This is a genomic window from Hymenobacter glaciei (assembly GCF_039539585.1).
Classification (GTDB): Bacteria; Bacteroidota; Bacteroidia; order Cytophagales; family Hymenobacteraceae; genus Hymenobacter; species Hymenobacter glaciei.
Genome location: NZ_BAABDK010000017.1, coordinates 288,061 through 307,632 on the forward strand (window position 1 = coordinate 288,061; position 19,572 = coordinate 307,632).

At 60.3% G+C, this 19,572-nt stretch carries 10 protein-coding genes; 4 read left to right on the forward strand and 6 right to left on the reverse strand.

The window, feature by feature from the left end:
• Window positions 1–102: 102 nt before the first annotated feature.
• Window positions 103–1,002 carry a YicC/YloC family endoribonuclease gene (locus tag ABD837_RS11965; protein WP_345054594.1) on the forward strand — a complete coding sequence of 300 codons (900 nt, stop codon included), beginning with the start codon at window positions 103–105 and terminating at the stop codon, window positions 1,000–1,002.
• Window positions 1,003–1,343: 341 nt separating this feature from the next.
• On the forward strand, window positions 1,344–1,880 hold the full coding sequence (locus ABD837_RS11970) for a hypothetical protein (protein ID WP_345054597.1): 537 nt from the start codon (window positions 1,344–1,346) through the stop codon (window positions 1,878–1,880).
• A gap of 282 nt (window positions 1,881–2,162) precedes the next feature.
• Here ABD837_RS11970 and ABD837_RS11975 read toward each other — a convergent pair whose 3' ends face one another.
• The 4 genes from ABD837_RS11975 to ruvA all read right to left on the reverse strand — a co-directional run bounded on the left by ABD837_RS11975 (window position 2,163) and on the right by ruvA (window position 12,754).
• Complete coding sequence (locus ABD837_RS11975) at window positions 2,163–3,917, reverse strand: VanZ family protein (RefSeq protein ID WP_345054599.1); 1,755 nt, start codon at window positions 3,915–3,917, stop codon at window positions 2,163–2,165.
• Window positions 3,918–3,981: 64 nt separating this feature from the next.
• Window positions 3,982–4,362 (reverse strand): glycine cleavage system protein GcvH, encoded by a 381-nt coding sequence (gene gcvH / locus ABD837_RS11980; RefSeq protein ID WP_345054602.1) that lies wholly within the window; start codon window positions 4,360–4,362, stop codon window positions 3,982–3,984.
• Window positions 4,363–4,518: 156 nt separating this feature from the next.
• Window positions 4,519–12,024 (reverse strand): T9SS outer membrane translocon Sov/SprA, encoded by a 7,506-nt coding sequence (sov, locus tag ABD837_RS11985; protein ID WP_345054604.1) that lies wholly within the window; start codon window positions 12,022–12,024, stop codon window positions 4,519–4,521.
• 124 nt (window positions 12,025–12,148) lie between these two features.
• Entirely contained in the window at window positions 12,149–12,754 is a 606-nt protein-coding gene (gene ruvA, locus ABD837_RS11990) for a Holliday junction branch migration protein RuvA (protein ID WP_345054608.1), read from the reverse strand.
• A 295-nt stretch (window positions 12,755–13,049) separates the two neighbouring features.
• Here ruvA and ABD837_RS11995 point away from each other — a divergent pair, with 295 nt between their 5' ends.
• Both ABD837_RS11995 and ABD837_RS12000 read left to right on the forward strand, forming a co-directional pair.
• Entirely contained in the window at window positions 13,050–13,658 is a 609-nt protein-coding gene (locus ABD837_RS11995) for a magnetosome magnetite crystal formation protein family (protein WP_345054611.1), read from the forward strand.
• A 109-nt stretch (window positions 13,659–13,767) separates the two neighbouring features.
• Window positions 13,768–14,949 carry a serine hydrolase domain-containing protein gene (locus tag ABD837_RS12000; RefSeq protein WP_345054614.1) on the forward strand — a complete coding sequence of 394 codons (1,182 nt, stop codon included), beginning with the start codon at window positions 13,768–13,770 and terminating at the stop codon, window positions 14,947–14,949.
• Between the two features lie 242 nt (window positions 14,950–15,191).
• On the opposite strand, the gene ABD837_RS12005 is transcribed toward ABD837_RS12000, so the two are convergent.
• Together ABD837_RS12005 and ABD837_RS12010 are read right to left on the reverse strand one after the other, a co-directional pair.
• The gene (locus ABD837_RS12005) at window positions 15,192–17,006 is read right to left on the reverse strand and encodes a DUF885 domain-containing protein (protein ID WP_345054616.1); all 1,815 of its coding nucleotides are present in this window, start codon (window positions 17,004–17,006) and stop codon (window positions 15,192–15,194) included.
• A gap of 165 nt (window positions 17,007–17,171) precedes the next feature.
• A complete protein-coding gene (locus tag ABD837_RS12010; protein WP_345054619.1) occupies window positions 17,172–19,442 on the reverse strand; it encodes an NADP-dependent malic enzyme in 2,271 nt (756 codons plus the stop codon).
• Window positions 19,443–19,572: the final 130 nt, after the last annotated feature.

Sequence of the window (19,572 nt, forward strand, 5' to 3'; positions counted from 1 at the left end):
TGCTTTTACCCGCTGGCACCTCCACCATCGCGGCAGCCCCACCCGCGGCCGCCGTATCATTGTTGGGTCAATTCATTAATTGGCCCGCTTAACTTCTCCGCTATGCTTATTTCCATGACCGGCTTCGGCCAGGCCCACCGCGAAACCGATACCTACGCCGCCACCGTCGAGCTCCGCTCCGTCAACTCCAAAACCATGGACCTGACGCTGCGCCTGCCCCGCTTCCTGATGCCGCACGAACTCGAAATCCGCAACACCGTTACCAAGGCCCTGCTGCGCGGCAAAGTCAACCTCAACCTCGATTTCGTGCGGCCAGCCGCCGCCCGCGCTGCCACTACGCTCAACAAAGAGGCTTTAGTAGCTGCCTTCAATGAGCTGAAAGCCATTGGCGAAACCTTTGGTATTTTGGCCGGCGAAGATACCCTGCTGGCGGCGCTGCGCCTGCCCGGCGTCATCCCCAGCGCCACCGAGATGCGCGAGGCCGAGCCCGCTGCCGAGGAGATTACCTGGGCCGAGCTCCAGCCATTGCTCACCGAAGCCCTGGCCGCCATTCAGCAGTTCCGGCACGACGAAGGCCAAACCCTGACCACCGAAATTCTGGGTTACGTGGCCACCATTCGCCAGCAGCTTATCGAAGTCGAAGCCCGCGACCCGGCCCGCATCGAGCATGTGCGCCAGCGCCTTGCCGGCCACCTCGCCGAGCTCACCAGCCACGAGCAGTTCAACGCCACCCGCTTCGAGCAGGAAGTTTTATACTATATAGAGAAGCTCGATATCGCGGAGGAGAAAGTACGCCTGGCAGCCCACTTGGCCTATTTCGAGCAGGCCGTAAATCAGCCAGATGAGGCTGTAGGCAAGAAGTTAGGCTTTCTGGCCCAGGAAATTGGCCGCGAAATCAACACCATCGGTTCCAAGGCCAACGACGCCGCCGTACAGCACCTAGTAGTCGGCATGAAGGAGGAGTTGGAAAAAATTAAAGAGCAGCTCAACAATATTTTATAGACTGTTTTCCAGCCTTGGGAAAACACGGCCAAATATTCACCGTGGGTTATGTGGTGTTCATCGAAAATTTGCCGCCTGTAATTGAATTAATCTCATAAAGCAAATTACAAAACAAGCTTTATCACGGCATTTTGTCCTTCGAAGCGGTATTTTGGCATGCTTTTGTATACTAAGCCAACCTGCCGATTATTAAGCCATTATTGTCTGCATTGCGTAGGCATATTTGGTCAATAAAAAATAATTCGCAATATTTGTAACCAGAAAGTTGGATTGTTAAATATTGTATCTAACTTGGCTACACGAAAACAGCTTACTACCCCCACCTCCTTATCCCTAATTGTATGAAATCTACACTACTACTTTGCATTCTGGGCATTTTGTTAACGGCCGCCAAGCCCCTGTCCGAGATTGAGTTGGTGAAGAAGCGCGTACTCAGCGAGCGGGTTGAAATCCTGATTCCCAAGGGTTTCGAAGTAATGACTGAGCAGCAGATGGACTTCGCCTACGCCAAGGCGCAGAGCCGGCCCAGCGTAATTTTCACCAACAACAACCTCATCAGCCTCGCCTTCAACTACAGCGACAACGACGCCGACCAGGACATGGTTGACGTGTATGCCGCTTCGTTTGGCAAGACTTACCACAAGCAGTACAAAGAAGCCACCTGGTTCGGCGACGGCGTGAAGAACATCAACAACCGCAAGGTTGGCTACCTCGAATTCATGAAGCCTGAGATGGGCCACGAGGTGTACACGCTGGTGTTCTTCACCGACGTAGAAGGCAAGTTGATGATTTGCACCTTCAACTGCGCCGACCGTCAGAAGCCCGAGTGGGAGCCCATCGCCAAGCAAATCATGCTCTCGCTGAAAGCTAAAGGCTAGGCCTTTCTAACAGCAAATACCAAAAGCGGTAGTCGAACCCAGGTTCGGCTACCGCTTTTTTGTGCTTATATTTTCCTGTCTGAACGTCATGCCGAGCGCAGCCGAAGCATCTCGCTCGCATCATTGCATCGGCTGAGTTACTAGAGCGGTTTCGTGGTCAGTGTACAGGCTGAACGATGAACGACCCCACCCCTACATCCACTGACTCCAAAACGGCTCTAAAGCACGCGAGATGCCTCGGCTGCGCTCGACATGACCGTCTTGTTGATGTATACTGCGCACCTACCGTTGCGCCGGTGCTGCCCCCAACTCGTTCAGGAAATCGCGAACCAGGCCATACGCCCCAGCGAATCCGACCAGCGACAAAGCCTTGGGCTTGTCGTTCACATCGTGGTAAGCAGCACTGCCGCCGCGGGTATAAAGAAAGAACGCCGGCACATCAGCCTCAGAAAACGGAAAATGGTCGGAGTTGGCCGCGCGGCCGCGGGCTGCCAGGGCCGGCAGGTAGTGGTGGGCGTCGTTGAGGGCAGTGAGGCGTTGGTAAGCGCTTTCAAACACGCGACCGTTGACGACGGTCGCGCCTTTTTCGCCAGTACCAAGCAAGTCGAGGTTCATCAGGAACTTGATGCGCTTGAGGGGAACGAGCGGATGCTTCACAAAATAATTGGAGCCTACCAAGCCGGCTTCTTCGGCTCCGAAAAGCAGGAAGATGACAGAATAAGCGGGGCGGTTTTCGGGTTTGGCGTAGTGGGCCGCCAGCTCCAGCAGCAAGGCCACGCCGCTGGCATTGTCGTTGGCGCCGGGGAAGTACACGTGCGGGCCCATCATGCCCAGGTGGTCGTAGTGCGCCGAGACGACCAGGAAGGAATCGGGGCGCACGGTGCCGCGCACCACGGCAGCCAAGTTCTGGGTTTGGTAACTGCGCTGCAGCTTCGCTCCCACGCGCACGGTGGCCCACACGGTGCGCCCCTTGGGGATGTTGGTGGCAGTATCGCCAAAAATAGCCTTGTCGAGCCACAGCGGCACTTTGCTGGCCAGCACTTCCACCCGGGGTTGGGGAGCTTGCTCGGCGGCCAACGAGGCCGTGAGCTTGGGCACCACCGTAATCCAAGCAGCGGCGGTGTTGAGGCGCTCGCGCAACGCGGGCAACTGCGCGAGGCGGGCCTCGTCGGCCGCGCGCAGCAGCAGTACCCGCTGGGGCCAGGGCGTGCGCAGGTAGCGGGAGCGCACGGCCGCCTGCGTGAATACCAGGGTATCGAGCAGCAGTAGGCGGGCTTTTACGTTGCCAGCGGCTGAGTTGGGGGCCGCTATGCAAGCTGTACCAGCAGGCCAGCCCCACCCCTTGCCCCCGCCCTCGGCCCGAATGGAGGCTGCTACGCCGTCGGGGAAAGTATTTACGTCCAACGTAAAGGGCTGCGTGTAATTGGGGGCCAGTGGCTCCAATTTCAGGCTTTGGAGGCGCTGCCGCAGGTAGGCAACGGCCAAGTGCTCGCCTTGCTGCACATAGCCGCGCCCGTGCAGCTTAGGCGACGCCAGCACTTTGATGGTGCGCTTGGCGCGCAGCCGATTCTGAGCCTGGGCCGGGTTGGGCAGTATGGCGCAGGCCAGCAGCACAGCCGCTACGGATGCAACCGGCCGGCGCCGGGCTGTACGGCCCGCCCACCACGCCGCCAGTCCGGCGGCCAGTGCTGCGCCCAGGCCGTCGCTAATCAGGTCCGACCATTCGCCGTGGCGGCCGAGGTGCATGGTCATTTGCAGCAGTTCGATGAAGCCCCCGAACAGCAGGCAGCCTACCAGTACTACCGTGGCGGCATGGCGGGCCAGCCAACGCCAGCGGCGCTGCCGATGCAGCGAGAACCAGCTGAGGGCGGCCAGCACGAAAAACACGCCCGCGTGGGCGGCTGTGTCGAACGACAACAGCTTCCACACGGGCGTGCGCGGCATTTCATCAGAAGGAGTAAGCGTGAGCACCAGCACCACGGCAGCCCACAGCAGCGGCAAAGCAGCGTAGGGCCGCGGAACGGGAGCGGGGGGCAAGGACCTGGGCGGATTGGGCGAAAGCATAAACATCGCGGCGCACAAGCCAAAGCCGTGCTACTTTTTACGCGCCTACGAGCTCGCCGTAGGTTTCAGCGGAAAGCAGGTCGGCCAATTCTTCGGGGTTGGCGATGGAGATTTTCACCATCCAGCCGTCGCCATAGGGGTCCGAGTTCACGGTTTCGGGGGCATCGCCCAGTTTGTCGTTCACTTCGAGCACGGTGCCGGTGATGGGGCTGAACAGGTCGGAAACGGTTTTCACGGCCTCTACGGTGCCGAATACGTCGTGGCGGGCTACCTCCTTGTCGAGGGTATCGATGTCGACGTATACAATGTCGCCCAGCTCTTTCTGCGCGTGGTCGGTGATGCCCACGTAGGCAACGTCGCCTTCAACGCGAATCCATTCGTGGTCTTTGGTATAGTGCAGGGTGGCGGGCAGGTTCATAAGAATGATGGATTGGTGGGTTGGCGGAGTAGTAGGTTGGCAACAAAATTAGGCAATGCGGCATTGGGGAAGGCGACGATGGCCGAAATGTTTTGCCGCAGCAAAACTGATTTCGGCCATCCGCTCTTTCATGCCCCTTGCAATCTACTTCCCCACTTACTGCGTGAGGCTGTAGCGCAGCTGCACGCCGCCTTCGGAAGCCGTGTTGCGGAAGGCGTTGCTGATGCGCGGCGTGGTCACGGTCTGGCTGTAGTAGAGCTGCAGATTAAGGCGGCTGTTGAGCAGGTAGTCGACGGTGGGGCGCAGCTGGAAGGTTTTGTTGCCGTTGGTAATCTGGCCCTGGGCGCGGCCGATGTTGCCCTGGTCCGTAGGACTGGTGGGGTCAGCGACGTCAATGATGCTGCGCTGGATGGTGATGTTGTCGCGGATGCTGAGGTCGAGGCGGGCGGTGAGGTTGTTTTTGAGCACGCGCTGCTCGCCGCCTATCCGGAAGGGCAGCTTCAGGCTGTTGGTGGCGTAGCCAAAGCCTATCACTATTTCATTGGTGTAGAGCTCAGTAACCTGGGCGTTGGTCACGTTCAGCACTACGGTGCGGTCGGTGCGGTATTCGAGGCGACCGGTGGCCCGGCTCACCGTCTGGAAATTAACTCCGATGAGGGGCGCCAGCCGCTCGGCAATGCTTACTTGGCCCACCACGTAGTACGGGATGAACTGCTGGTTGCTGGCGCTTATCTGATTGGGGAAATCAGGCTCCGAGAAATAAGTCGTTGCCGTGTTGTAGCTGCCGATGCTGTAGGTGGAAGCATAGGCATGGTTGAGCGTGAACGACGAGAAGTAGCGCTTAATTAGCGGCAGGTCGGCAAAGCCGTTGTAATCGACGCGCCAGTTAGGCAGCGGCAGCATGCTGAACGGGTTGAACTTCTTGGCCGTATAGCCATCAGACGAGCGGCCGTGGTAGGCATCGGAGAAGCTTTGAATCAGCACATCCTGCGAGTTGAAGCCATAGCCAATGCCACCTTGGCGGTCGTTCGTATTAGCGGCCAGCAGTTTGTCGCGAACGATTTTGCGATTACTCACGAATGTGTCGAACGCGCGCGACGTTTCGCCATTGGCCCCGAGGTCGCCAAACAGCGTCTGGATAGTAACGGTTGAAGTCTGGAACGAGCCACTGCCCAGCAGTGGATGGTCGGCCAGGAAGTAGCGGCCAGTGCTGGGGTCGAGGATGGGCTGTAGCGTTACCGAGTCGAGGAGGTTACGGTAGTACACCTGCTGGTTGCGGGCCAGCTGCCGGCGGGCATCCACTTGAATATTGAAGCCCCGAACAGGCTCAAGGGCGGTACGCAGGGTTAGGTTTTCGGTGAGCAGATTGCTCAGGGCGGTGTTCAGGTACTCACTACTCTGGGTGTACCAGCCGCGGCTGTCGGCCAGGTTGTACAGCTCGTTGAGGTCGTACTGCTTGCCTACAATGAAGGGCAGGCCCGGCGCTGTGAATCCTCTATCGAAACCGAAGAGGGCCGTTTTGGGCAAGTAGCCGGGCAGCAGCGTACCGTTGGACCGCACGTAGGTAAAATTGATGGAGCGGGCCGTCATCAGCCCACGCAGCACGGCTTTCACGAAGCGGTACTTCTCGCGGGTAGTATCAGCAGCGGCAGCGGGCTTACGGCCTTCGGGGTCGTTGGGGCGGCGCTCGGGGTTCAGCAGGTCGGTGGCCACGCTGCGCGGCTTGGCACCGGGAGCCGGAGCGTTGTTGATGATGTTGAGAAACTTCACCTTGTTGTAGAGCTTCACCAGGTCAATCTTGCCGTTGGCGCTAAACTCGGCGTTGTTCTGCACGGTGTTGCCCAGAAACAGAGCCACAGTCATTGTATCTAGTTCCGGATTGCCGACGGGCACCGGGAACTTGGGCGCGCGCAGCGAGGCCGACGAAGACTGCCAGTTGTAGGTGGCAGCGTAGCGGGCATCGGCGCTCAGCCAGTCGGTGAGCGGAAACTTATCGAGCGGCAGGCGGTAGGTAAGGGCTGCCACCTGGTTGAAGTTCACCGTACGGCCGCCGCGAATCAGGTTGTTTTCCAGCGAATTGCGGTTGTCGATGGCTTCCTGGCTCACGCCAATGGTGCGGCCCCGGCCCTCGTCGACTACGCCGCGGTTGGTGGCCGTGTAGTCAAAAATCAGACTCCTAGTCAGGTCCCACTTCAGGTCGTAAATACGGCTGATGTAGAAAGACTTCTGAATAATGGGGGCAATGCCAGCCGTGCTGGGCAGTTCGCCCGGGTTCGGCACGCGCTGCAGGAACCGCTCGTTGTAGCGCCGGTCGATGTCGGTGCGGAACGAGAAGCGCGAGGGCAGCGGCGTGAAGTTAATCTGCTGGAAAATCTTCAGGTAAGGGTTATCGAGGGCCTTTATTTTGGCCAGCGGCTCGTAGTTCTTCGGCGTGGTTTGGTACACGTAGGCCAAAGCGCCAGTGTACGACTTGGTGTAGTCGCGGTCGGTGCGGATGTCGGTGTGCAGGCGGTCGGTGAGCGAGAAGCTAAGGGCCAGGTTTTCCACATCCCAGGGCTTGGGCACGCTCGGCGTCGCGCCGGGCTTGGGCAGGCTGCGCTCCTTGCGCACGTTCAGCACCGACACGCTGCGGCTGGTGGTCTGGTCAATTACCTTCTTGCGGTACTCGGCCTGGGCAGCGGCGTCAATTTCTCCGTTCTTCCGGAATTTCTGCAGGCTCTGCTCCAGCTTGGTGTCGGGGTCGAGCGGGTCGTAGAGGGGCGAGCGGGTTTCGCGGCCCATCTGCAGCAGCACCGGTACGCGCAGGTTCAGGTTCGGCGGCAGGAATTTATCGGCGGCCACCGTGGTGTTCAAATCACCCCGGAACACGTCGTCGATGGAGCGCTGCTGCACCTTGTCCTGCAGGCCACCGAAGCCTACGCTGGTGAAGCTGCCGGTGGCCGTCACGTTGGCTACGTCGGCCAGCTTCACGTTCAGGCGGGCGGTAGCGGCGTAGCCAGCCTGCTGCTCAAAGTCGAACACCCGGAACTCATCGGCCCACAGGTTTACGGTTTTAGGCGAGGCCGATAGGTCGGTGCCGCCGGTAGGGTTTAGAATACCCAGCATCACGCCCTGCACAGCCGAGAAGTCAGGGTTGCCCACTACGGTGATGCTGGCCCCGTTGGGCAGGTTCACGGTAAAGGGCGTGGTATAGCTGTTAGTGGTTTGGTTACGCTTGGCCTTGGCGTCGATAAAGTCCTGGAAGGCTACGTCGATGCGGTTTTCCACGGGCCACACCTCGTCGGCCGAGGTGCCGGTGCTCAGCTTCAGGGGCAGCGAGTACTCGTAGAAATTCTGGGTGTAGTCGGTACCGATGCGCAGGAAGGCGCGCGTTTCGCCGTCGTGGGTTGTGTTGTCGTCGGTGTCGCCGTGCAGGAACAGGCGCAGGCGCTTGTAGCGCAGCAGGTTAATGGTGATGTTCTTGTAAGCAGCTTTGGCGAAGCCGTCGCTCAGGTCCTGCACACTCAGGCGCAGGCTTTGCTCGTTTTGCAGGCGCGAGGTGCTGCTGCTGCCGTATTCCTGGTCGCGCTTGATGCCGGGCGGCGACACGTATGGTATGCCCCCGCCGGCGGCTATGCCGTTTTCTTCCACGCTCACGGTGGAGATATTAAAGGCCCTGGCATCGATAAGAATACCCTGGGGCGGAACATTGCCCTGGCGCGCATCCACGAGCGGGTAAATGAAGCGGCGCCACTGGTTGGCCACGAACTGGGGCTGCACCAAGCGCAACACCACCGGGTCCTGCCAGCCAGTCATGTACATGCGCAGGAAGCGAATGGACTTGAAACCAAACGGCTGGCTGGCCCCACGAATGGCGGTGTACCGCTCCCGAATCGGAATGCGGAACTGGTACCAGGCCACTTCTTCGGTGCCTATTTTATTCGTCACCTTGTCGATGATGTAATTCGAGCCGATTTCGAGGGTGCCGGGCTTCAGGCTCATCTTGTACTCGTAGTAGCGCTCCACGTCCTGCACCACGTTGTCGCGGTTCAGGTCTTCCTTGTCGGGATAGGCTGTCGAGCTCAGCTGGCTGTTCTCCACGGAGTTGCCGTCGTAGCCATTGTAACTCTTGTAGCGGCCCAGCAGCTTGGTATTAGCTGCGTCGTAGCTGGGGTCGAGGTGGTGGCGGAAATCATCGGCCGAGGGGTCGGGCAGGCCCACGTAGGGTGCCCCGTATTGGGTCTGCTGGCGCTCGTTGTCATCACTCACGCCGTCGAGGCCCACGTCCTGAGCGGCCCGGGCGCCGGGGGCCGCGTTGAAAGCATCGGTCAGAAACTGCTGTTTGGTCACCACGCCATAGGGGGTGGTCGTCGTCAGGCCAGTAGGGTCCTGCCCGGGCACGGGCAGGCCATTCTCGAATTCGTGCTGGTTCTGGTCCTTCAGCACGTCTTCGCTCACATTGCCCAGGTTGATAACGAAGTCGCCGCCGGTGACATTGGCCTTATCGTTGCCGTCCTGGTCGGTGATGTTCACCATCGCATCGGGCGCGTTGGGGTTGGAAGCCTTCAGGAACGGGTCCATCATCCAGAACTCCAGGTACTCGATGTTGGCGTTGTCGAAGTCGGTGTCGAAGGTGATGGCCCGGCTCACGCCGCCGAACTTGTCTTCGGGCCGCTCATTCCCCGAAAATTTTTTGCCGTCGGTCGTGACGTTAGGATTGTAGTTGTAAGCGCCCCGTTCCTTCGGGTAATAGGCCATGTCGAAGGTGTACTCGTAGCCGTTGCCGGTCGAGCCCAAGTCTTTGTTGGGGAACACCTCGTCGCGTTTCACGCCGCGGATGTAGTGGTTGGTCAGGTCGCCCGCGCCGATGTTGCCCGGCACGTTGGGGCCACCGGTGTAGTAGCTCTGGTCGATGGTGTACCAGGCCAGGCGGGCGCGCTGGTAGGCATACTGCAAGCCCACCGCGGTGCTGCCGCCAATGGGCAGGGGCGTGCTGGCCAAACGCCAGGCCGGGATACTGGCCAGGCCGCCCAGCGTGTAGGGCGTGCGCGCATTCTCGAAGTCATCCACGTAGCTCACGCCGTTTTCGCCGTTGCCCAGCTGCGAGCGGCCCGGCAGCAGCTTGGCAAACTCCCCGCTGAAGGCAATGGTCGAAATCTCCTTGGTCGACACAAACGGAAGCATGTCCAGGTACTTGGTCAGTACCCGGCTGTCCTTCCGAATGCTGCCATCGAGGCCCACGATGGTGTTGTTGCCCGGCTCGTCGCCCACGTTTACGCGGTTGATGCCTGGGGCCTGGTTCTCCAGCAGGTGCAGGGCCGTGGCGCCCAGCGTCACGTCGTTGCTCAGGCGGTAGTCGAGGCGAGCGCCCAGCAGCTTGCGGGGCTGCACCTGCACCAGGGCGTTTTTCTCGAATTCAACCCGCAGTTCGTTGGCCGAGTTCAGGTAAGCCGGGTTCAGGATTTTCACCTTGGCCTGGTCGTAAAACACCTGGTAGTCGGTGCCCTCGGTGAGCAGCGTCGAGCCCGAGCGCACCCGCACCGAGCCCTGGGCAATGCCAATACCGGGCAGGTTAATCTCATCGGACCCGGCCCCGCCCTGGAAGCGCCCGCGCAGGAAAAACTTGTCCTTCTCCTGGCGCTGCTGGGCGTCGCTCTGGGTCTGGTTGTACAGCTCCGAGTACACGTACTTGTCAATCAGGGCCGTCTCGCTGGGGTCGAACTGCGTGCGCAGGTAAGACCCGAACGGCTGAATGTTGGGGAAAATGATTTTCCCCAGCTCCGGGTCAATCGTGATGCCCGGGAAAAAGTCAAAGTTGCCGTCGGGGTTGCGGTCGTTGTTGGGGTTTACGTGGTCGAGGTTCAGCACCTCAATCAGCGGGCGGTTGGCCAACTGGTTTCCTTCTTTCAGCGACACCAAGTCGACGCCGGTAGCGTCGTCTTTGTAAACGATTTGCAGCTGAAAATTGTCGCGGCTCAGCTGCGAGGCGTTCAGGGGATAGATGTTTTTCATCATCAAATCCCAGGTCGGCGTGTTGCGGGTGAGCAGGTTAGGGTTGTTTGGGTTCTTGGCCGGGTCAACCAAGCCAATGCCGGGGTTGCTGGCCCGCAGCATCTTCAGGAACACTACCTGGTCGGCGGGCAGCGAGCCGTAATCCTCCGACACCTCCCCTACTTTATAGGTCTTGCCGTTGTAGATGTAGGTGTAGCTCACGCCCAGTACCTGGTCCGGCAGCAGGGGCGTGTTCAGGCTCAGGTAGCCGAGCTGGGCGTTGAAGGTAAACTCCCGGCTGTCGAGCTTGCGCGCCCGCACCCGTTCGAAGTCTACGTTCTTGGCCAGGCCCAGCGTGTTTTGTAGGTAGGCATCCACGCCCAGATTGTCGCGGTTGGTTGGGCTGGAGGTCAGCTTGCTGAACTCCAGGTTGGCGCGGTTGTCGGCCGGCGTCTGAGGTGTGGCATTGGGGTTGGGCTGGAACAGTTGCTGCTGGTACACGCGCAGCGGCTCGGCCAGGTCCATCAGCGTCACCACGTTGCGCAGGGTTTCAGTGGTGCGGTTGTCGTTGGTCACGTACACCTCCAGGCGCGTGATGGTAACGCCGCTCTGGATGGTGGGCAGGTTACGCAGGGCCTGGTCGTAGCGCTCGCGGAAGTACTGCGACAGGAAGAAGTGCCGGTCCTTTTCGTACTGGCTGGCTTTCAGCTCGTACTGGCGGCTCTGGGCGCCGTTCTGGATGCGGACTTCGTCGGCGGTGCCACGCACGGTGGCGGCCACGGCCGTTACGCCCAGGCGGCCGAACTGCAGCTGGGTTTTCACCCCAAACAGGTTCTGGCCGCCCTGCACCAGCGAGTTGCCCAGCGGCAGGCTCACGTTGCCCAGGTCTACTTTGCGCACGATGTCATTTTCATCGCCCGCAAAGTCAAACTTCATCTGGTTGTCGAAGTCGAACGAGGCCTTGGTGTCGTAGTTGAACACCAGCTTGAGCCGGGTGCCAATCTGCCCGGTAAGGTTCACGTTGATGTTCTGCTCGAACAGAAAGTCGCCCACGCTTTGCTGGCGCAGGGTCAGGGCGGGGTTTTCGTTGCGGTTGAAGCGCGCCCCGAACTTGAGCGTGACCGCACCGGCCGGCCGGATATCGACGTAGCTGCCCCCAAAAATGCGGTTGGCAATGGGCCCGAGGTAAATTTTCGGAATCAGGCGCTGGGCCTGGGGCGTGCCCGGCGCGGCCGGCGCACCCGTGATGCCGCCCTTGGCTTTCTGGCGGTAATAGTCGCTAATGGCCTGGCGGCGCTGAAATTCTTCGTACTGCTTGTAGCTCACCACGCTGGGGTCGCGGTAGTCCACTTCCTTGCCCACCTTTTCTTCCACGTCGAACTGCTTCAGGCTGTCATCAACGGCCACGTTCAGCTTCACGGTTTTGGGCAGCGGCAGAATCAGCGGCGACTCGCGCCGCGTCTGGCCCAGGGGGCTGCCGGGCCGGTCGCGGAGCCGCACGCGGGGGCGGCGGCTGGCCTTGTACGGCCCAAGGGTATCCGTGCGGGGCGTGTCAAGGGCCAGGGTGCGCTGGGCGCGCAGCCACGCCCGGCTCAGGCGCGCCCCCGCCAATGGCGAGGCCGGGGCCCACCATGTCAGCAACGACGCAACTATAACTACCGATGCGGGAAATAATTTCTGACCAGATTTCAAGCAGATAAGTGTAAGAACACGCGCTACTTACGCAGCGCGCATCAGGCACAGCATTTACAATTTTAGCAGCAAGCCGCCTCAAACAAGCCTAATCCGGGCACGCGGCAAACTTCTGCGGCGCGGCTCAGTGCGACTTCAAAGCAAACTTAATCAATTCCTCCACGCTCAACTCCCCGCCGTGTTTGTGCTGAATCTGGTCCAGCTGCTTCTCGGCGGCGGACCGCGCAAAGCCGAGGGTCACCAGGGCCTGCAACGCTTCGGCGCGGCGCGTATTGTGCTGGCGGGCCAGCGGCACCGTGTCGACGCCGGCTTTGGCCAGCAGCTCATCCTTGCGCATCTTGTCTTTTAGCTCCAGAATCACGCGTTGAGCAGTTTTGGGGCCCACGCCCTTGATGGACTGAATGGCGCGCACGTTTTCGTGCACAATGGCGTCGCGGATTTCACCTACGTTCATGCTGCTCACCATCACAATACCCGTGCCCGGCCCAATGCCCGACACCGAAATCAACTGCATGAACAGCACCTTCTCGGCGGGGTCCAAAAAGCCGTAGAGCGTCTGCCCGTCTTCCTTGATGTGCTGGTAGGTGTAGATTTTGGTGGCCTCGCCCTCGGCCGGCAGCTTGGAGTAGGTGGCCAGTGAGATGCGGACTTCGTAGCCAATGCCGAGGATGTCGACAATGGCAAGGGTGGCGTCTTTGTAAGCAAGTTTACCGTCGAGGTAGGCAATCATGGAGCAGGGAAAAGAGGGAAGCGAAAGGCTGCGGGGGTAACACCATTTCGCAGGGTTTCATCTCCCAAATCTACTGGCTTTTCAGACAATTTTTTTGGGTGAAACCGGGAAGCAGAGTTACCTATTGGGTCATTCGGTTGGGAGCTTGGCTGGGAGGTGTGGGGCCCACCGGCAAATCGGCTCTATAAACGAACCCGGTGCGAAAACTGGTTTTACGGTCGCAGAGCCATTTGCTCTCCCGGCCAAAAACGCCAGCAAGCCCAGCAGCACACGTCAGAATACGTTAATTGCGACCATGAACAAGGAATTGGTCGCCCGCAACCTGCTGCACCAACGCACGCTGCGAGGGCTCACGCAGGAGCAACTGGCGGAACGGGCCGGCATCACGGCCCGCACCATTCAGCGCATTGAAGCAGCAACTGGCGCGCCGCACCTCACCACGCTGGCCCTACTCGCCGGGGCATTGGCCATCCCCGTGCAGGCGCTGTCGCAGGAGCCAACAGCTGCGCTGCCGGTGGTGGAGCCGGGCCGTGCCTCCCCCATCATGACCAGCAACCAGCTCGCCTTGCTGCACCTGGTGCCGTTACTGGGAATAGTGGTGCCCTTCGCCAATATCCTGGCCCCGGTATTCTTCTGGCTCAGCAGGCGAGCAACCGATGCCCGCTTCGATGCCCAAGGTCGCGCGGTCATTAATTTCCAGCTGTCGATGACGCTGGGAATTGGCTTGGGAGTGGGGTGCCTGGTGCTTTACTTTCCGGTGGGCGCCGTCCTGCTCGCGCTCTGCTACGGCCTAGTGGTGGCAATGAGCGTGGTGAATGCCCAGCGCGCCTTGCGCAACCACCGCGTTTACTATCCGCTGTCGCTGCCCATCTTCAGCAGCGCATCAACAGCGAAAGACGCCTAGGCTTCGGGCAGGTGTCGGGTAAATGTCGCCAGGCTCTACCAATGGTTATCAGACTTTTGCAGTGGTCACACCCTCTACTGAGTTGGGCCACTGCGCTATGCTGAAAACGATGCTTCACTTGCTGCTGGGCTGCCTGTTCAGCGCTACCGCCCTGGCCCAGCCCACCACTATTCGGCACCTGAAGGGCCCGCCCATCACGGCGGATGCGCTCACGGCCGGGCTGGCCCGGGTGTTCGACTCTGCCCACGTTGCAGGCCTCTCGGTACTGGTACTGGCGGGCTCTGAAGTGGCCTACGAACATTACTTCGGCACCAAGGACAGCCGCACCCACCAACCGCTCGACGCCGAAACCATTTCCTACGCCGCTTCCCTCACCAAGCCAGTAACGGCTTACATTTTTCTGCGCTTGGTGGAGCAGCACGTTTTTGCCTTGGACACGCCCGTCTACCGCTACCTCCGGCACCCCATTGCCGATTACCCAAAGTGGCAGGACCTGGCCCGCGACCCGGCCTTCCGGCGCATTACGCCCCGCATGCTGCTTTCCCACAGCTCGGGCCTGCCCGTGCTGCGCGATATGTACGGGCCGCGGCTGGCGACTATTGCCCCACCCGGCACGCAATTCTTTTATTCTAACGAGGGCTTTAACCTGCTGGGTGCCGTGATGGAAGAGCGGACGGGGCTGCCCTTGCAGACCCTTGCTGAACGGGAAGTGTTCGGCCCTCTGCACATGAACCACACCGGCTTTGTGTGGCAGGCGCGTTTTGCGGGCAACCATGCCGTGGGCCACGATGCGGCGGGCACCGCTATTGGCTACCAGCTGCGCATCAGTGCCCGTGGGGCGGGCTCTATGGTGACTACTCCGCGCGATTACGCGGCTTTTGTGCAGCACGTTATGGCCCGGCAAGGGCTGTCCCGAAAGCTGTACCGCCAGTACTTCGGCCGGCAGATTTCCGTAACGAGCCAGCGGGGCTGGGGCCCACGGCGCGATAGCCTGGCCCGGCAGCCCGACCCGCAGCGCAAAGCGTGGGGCCTGGGCTGGGGCTTGTTTCGGTCGCCCTACGGCCCGGCGTTCTGGCACGGCGGGCATGCCACGGGCTGGCAAAACCTCTGCGTTTGCTACCCCCGTCAGAAATACACCATCATCCTGCTCAGCAACAGCGACAACTTTGAGCGTGCTGCCGACCGGGTGCTACGCCTGTGCTCGGGCGATACCGCGGCCCTGCTGGAGTGGAGCAGCTTTTACGACGCCGCTACTGCTACCGATTCTGCTCCGGTGAGCATCGGCAAATAAGCCAAACAGCAACTCTGCTCACCTTTCAGAAGCTGTTTGAATGACGGTAAAAGGCCTTAAAAACGATGTAGAGACGCATATTTGCGTCTCGTCGTCGAACGAAAAAAGCGGTATTCGTTCGACGACGAGACGCAAATATGCGTCTCTACATCGTTTGCCGATTAACTCAAACAGCTTCTCAGAAGTATCTGGTCAAGCCTCGGCACGCCTCAACGGAGCCAACCGTCCGGAGACTTCGCTTCTCACACTTTGGCCTTCTTAGCAGCGATGTAGTCATTTACTACCCGCTCTAGAATCTCCAGCGGCAGCGCGCCGTTTTTCAGCACCACGTCGTGGAAGTCGCGCAGGTCGAACCGGGGGCCGAGCTGCAGCTTGGCTCGCTCGCGCAGCTCCAGAATTTTCAGCATGCCCACTTTGTAGGCGCAGGCTTGGCCGGGCATCACGATGTAGCGCTCCACTTCGGCCGTCACGTCCGAGAGGGCCATGCCCGTAGTGCGGCGCATGTAGTCGATGGCCTGCTCGCGGGTCCAGCGCTGGTCGTGCAGGCCGGTATCCACCACCAGGCGGGCAGCGCGGAACAGCTCGGCGCGCAAGCCCCCCAGCTTGTCGTACGGGTTCTTTTCGAAACCCAGCTCGGCGGCTACGCGCTCAGCGTACAGCGCCCAGCCCTCGCTGTAGGCCGTGAAAGGCACCAGCGTGCGGAACGTCGGCAAGCCACTCAGCTCCTGGGCAATACCGATTTGAAAGTGGTGCCCGGGAATGCCTTCGTGATACGCCAGCGTGCGCATGCCGAACTTGGGCGTGGCCTTCACGTCGTAGAGGCTGGCATAGAAGATACCGGGCCGTGAGCCATCCAGCGCGCCCGGCTCATAGTAAGCCCCGGCCGACGTCTTTTCCTTGAACACGGGCACCCGGCGCACCTCCAGGGCCGCTTTGGGCCGTAGTCGGAAGGCGCTGCTCAGACCCTTGTCAACCTCGGTCAGAATGGTGCGGTAGTCAACCAGAATCTGCGCGCGGCCGCTGTCAGTATCGGCGTACAGGAAACGTGGCTCTTCGCCCAGGCGGGCCATCGTTGGGCCCACGCTGTCGGCGCCCACAATTTTTTCAGCCTGTAGAATGGCGCGCATTTCGGCGGTGATACGGGCCACCTCGCTCCTTCCCAGCGCGTGGATTTGCGCGGCTGTGAGGTTGGTAGTCGTGTTCTGACGCAAACAATACGCGTAGTAGGCTGCGCCGTCGGGGAATTTCCACACGCCAGCATCATTGGTTGAGCGCGGCCGCAGGCCCGTGAAGTGGTCAATGAGTTTTTGGTAAGCCGGGTACACCTTGCCGGTGATGCGGCTTTTGGCGTCGGCTAGCAACTGCTGTTGCGCGGCGGCATCTACGCCTTCGGCTTTTTTCAGCTTGTCGGCTAGCGAGGTATACAGGATGCTTTGCTCGGCGGGCTGCGCTACCAGTGCTTTCATCTCGCTCAACACCTTGTCGATGACGAAGGTGGGCGGCACCACGCCACGCTTCTCCCGAATCTTCAGCCCTTCCAGTACCTGGGCAAACTTGGGCCCCACGGCACTCAGGCGCTCGTTGTAGTACTCGGCATCGCGTCGGTTGTGCACTTGGTGCACGTTGGCCATGAAGCCCGGAAACTCATTCTGCACCCCAAACATCTGGTTGACGGGGTAATTGTTGTAGCGGAATTTGTTGCCCGCCAGCGCATTGCCCATGAACCAGTCGAGCACTTGGTAATTGAGGCGGTCCTGGCCGCGCAGGCCGGTGGTGTCGTAGCTGTGCAGGGTGGCGAGGTTCTCCTGCAGGCGAACCATCAGCCGGTCGTTCTGCTCTTCCGATTCATCATCAAGCCGCCGGTTGTGGCCCTGAATGCCTAATCCCTCCAGCAGCCGCAGCCGCGAGAGCAACTCCGGCGAATCGAGTGCGAACTGGATGAACACCTTTTCATAAAACGCCCGCTTGAACACCGGCTTAAACCAGAAGATGTTGATAACCAACGCTACGACAATCAACAGCAACACCCCCAGCGTGCGCAGAATAATTTTTTTCATGCCGCAAGGTAGGACGCGCGGCTATATAGTGGAACCTTGACAAATAAGAACGTCATGCAGAGCGCAGCGAAGCATCTCGCGTGCAATAGTAAACCCCGTCGATTGAGTTACTACTACACGCGAGATGCTTCGCTGCGCTCTGCATGACCGTTTTTGTCAGTTCATTTATAGTGCCTTGCCGCCCATCTGGGCATCGACCACCGCGATGGAGGCCATGTTCACGATGTCGCGCACGCTCGCGCCAAGCTGCAGGATGTGCACCGGCTTGCGCATGCCCATCAGCACAGGCCCGATTACCTCGGTACCGCTGATTTCCTGCAGCACTTTGTAGGCAATGTTGCCCGACTCTACGTTAGGGAAAATCAGGGTGTTGGCGCCCTTTTCGGCCAGCGGCGAGAAGCCGTAGTGCTCCTGCAGCAGCTGCGGGCTCAGGGCTACGTTGGCCTGCATCTCCCCGTCGATGAGCAGGTCGGGGAAGCGCTGCTTGGCCAGCTCGGTGGCGCGGCGGGTTTTTTCGGGCAGCGGCCCGGCGTTCGAGCCGAAGTTGGAGTAGCTGATAACGGCCACACGCGGCACCGCGTCGAAGAAGCGCACAGCCCGTGCCGTCAGGCCGATAATCTCGACCATCTCCTCAGCTGTTGGGTTGATGTTCACCGTGGTATCAGCAAAAAAGTATGGGCCTTTCTTATGCTGAATGATGTACATCGACGCCACCCGGCGAACGCCATCTTCAGTACCAATAACTTGTAATGAAGGGATGATGCTCTTGCCGTAATCCTTGGTGAGACCGGTGATGCAGGCGTCGGCCTCGCCGGTTTCCACCATCATGGCGGCGTAGTAGTTGCGCTCGCGCATCAGGCGGCGGCCTTCGTAGAGCGTCATGCCGCGGCGCTGGCGCTTCTGGTATAGCAGATTGGCGTATTCGTCGCGCTTGGCGTCCTGCTTCAGGATGTTGATGATTTCGCAGCCGTCGAGGTCGAGGCTGTTTTCGCGGGCAATGGATTCGATTTTTTCCTGCGGCCCCAGCAGAATGGGCGTGCAGATGCCTTCGTCCTGCAGAATCTGGGCGGCTTTCAGGATTTTGTAGTTGTCGGCCTCGGCAAACACCACGCGCTTGGGGTTGGCGCGGGCGGCCGAAGTCAGCCGGTTCATCAGCTTCTGGTTCACGCCCAGGCGGGCGCGGAGCTGGTCCTCATAGGCATTCCAGTCTTCGATGGGCAGGCGGGCTACGCCGCTTTCCATAGCGGCTTTCGCCACCGCCGGGCTAATGCTGGTAATCAGGCGCGGGTCGAGCGGCTTCGGAATCAGGTAGTTCCGGCCGAAAGCCAGGGTGTTGTCGCCGTAGGCCTTGTTCACCATATCGGGCACGGGCTCCTTGCTGAGGTGGGCCAGCGCATGCACCGCGGCCAGCTTCATGGCCTCGTTGATTTCGGTGGCGCGCACGTCCAACGCTCCCCGAAAAATGTAGGGAAAGCCCAGCACGTTGTTCACCTGGTTGGGGTGGTCGGAGCGGCCGGTAGCCATCACGAGGTCGTCGCGGGTGGCCATGGCCAGCTGGTAGCTCACCTCGGGGTCGGGGTTGGCCAGGGCGAACACAATGGGGTTGTCGGCCATTTTCAGGAGCAGCCCGGCGGGCAGCACGTTGGCCGCCGACAGGCCCAAGAACACGTCGGCGCCTTCCATGGCTTCTTCCAGGTTGTTCACCGCCCGGGTGGTGGCAAACTGCATCTGAATGGGTGCCAGGTTGGTACGCCGCTCATGAATGAGGCCGTCCTTGTCGAACACCACGACGTTTTCTTTTTTCAGCCCCAGCGCCAGGTACAGGCGCAGGCACGACACGGCCGCCGCGCCCGCTCCGCTCACCACGAGCTTCACTTCGTCAATCTTCTTGCCCACGATTTCGAGCGCGTTCAGCAGCGCGGCCGACGTGATGATGGCCGTGCCGTGCTGGTCGTCGTGCATCAGCGGGATGTTCATCTTCTCACGCAGCTCCGTCTCGATGCGGAAGCACTCCGGCGCTTTGATGTCCTCCAGGTTGATGCCGCCAAACGTGGGCTCCAGCGACTTCACGATGCGGATGAACTCGTCGGGGTCGGTGCAATCAATCTCAATATCGAAGCAGTCGATGCCCGCGAACTTCTTGAACAGCACACCCTTCCCTTCCATTACCGGCTTGCTGGCGGCGGGGCCAATGTTGCCCAGGCCCAGCACCGCCGTGCCATTCGAAATAACGGCCACCAGATTGCCCTTGGCGGTGTATTTGTACACGTCGTCGGGGTTTTCGGCAATGGCCTTGCAGGGCTCGGCCACACCCGGCGAGTACGCCAGCGCCAGGTCGAGCTGGGTGCTCATGGGCTTGGTGGGCACCACTTCGAGCTTGCCGGCGGGCTCCTGCGAGTGGTAGTTGAGGGCGTCTTGCTTGTTTATCTTGAGCATCAGAAGTTCGGTTCGGGGAAACGGCGCGAATTGGCAGCGGCCGGCCCACAAGGTCCGGCTAATTCGGTCGAAATTACTTAGCGCGGCCAAATTTGACGCAAAAAGCCCCGCACCGGAGTGGGCGCGGGGC

Bases quoted from the DNA above. Each gene is read 5' to 3' on its own strand.
- ABD837_RS11965 (WP_345054594.1), top strand. From the start codon at position 103: ATGCTTATTTCCATGACCGGCTTCGGCCAGGCCCACCGCGAAACCGAT.
- ABD837_RS11970 (WP_345054597.1), top strand. From the start codon at position 1,344: ATGAAATCTACACTACTACTTTGCATTCTGGGCATTTTGTTAACGGCC.
- gcvH (WP_345054602.1), bottom strand. From the start codon at position 4,362: ATGAACCTGCCCGCCACCCTGCACTATACCAAAGACCACGAATGGATT.
- ruvA (WP_345054608.1), bottom strand. From the start codon at position 12,754: ATGATTGCCTACCTCGACGGTAAACTTGCTTACAAAGACGCCACCCTT.
- ABD837_RS11995 (WP_345054611.1), top strand. From the start codon at position 13,050: ATGAACAAGGAATTGGTCGCCCGCAACCTGCTGCACCAACGCACGCTG.
- ABD837_RS12000 (WP_345054614.1), top strand. From the start codon at position 13,768: ATGCTTCACTTGCTGCTGGGCTGCCTGTTCAGCGCTACCGCCCTGGCC.
- ABD837_RS12005 (WP_345054616.1), bottom strand. From the start codon at position 17,006: ATGAAAAAAATTATTCTGCGCACGCTGGGGGTGTTGCTGTTGATTGTC.
- ABD837_RS12010 (WP_345054619.1), bottom strand. From the start codon at position 19,442: ATGCTCAAGATAAACAAGCAAGACGCCCTCAACTACCACTCGCAGGAG.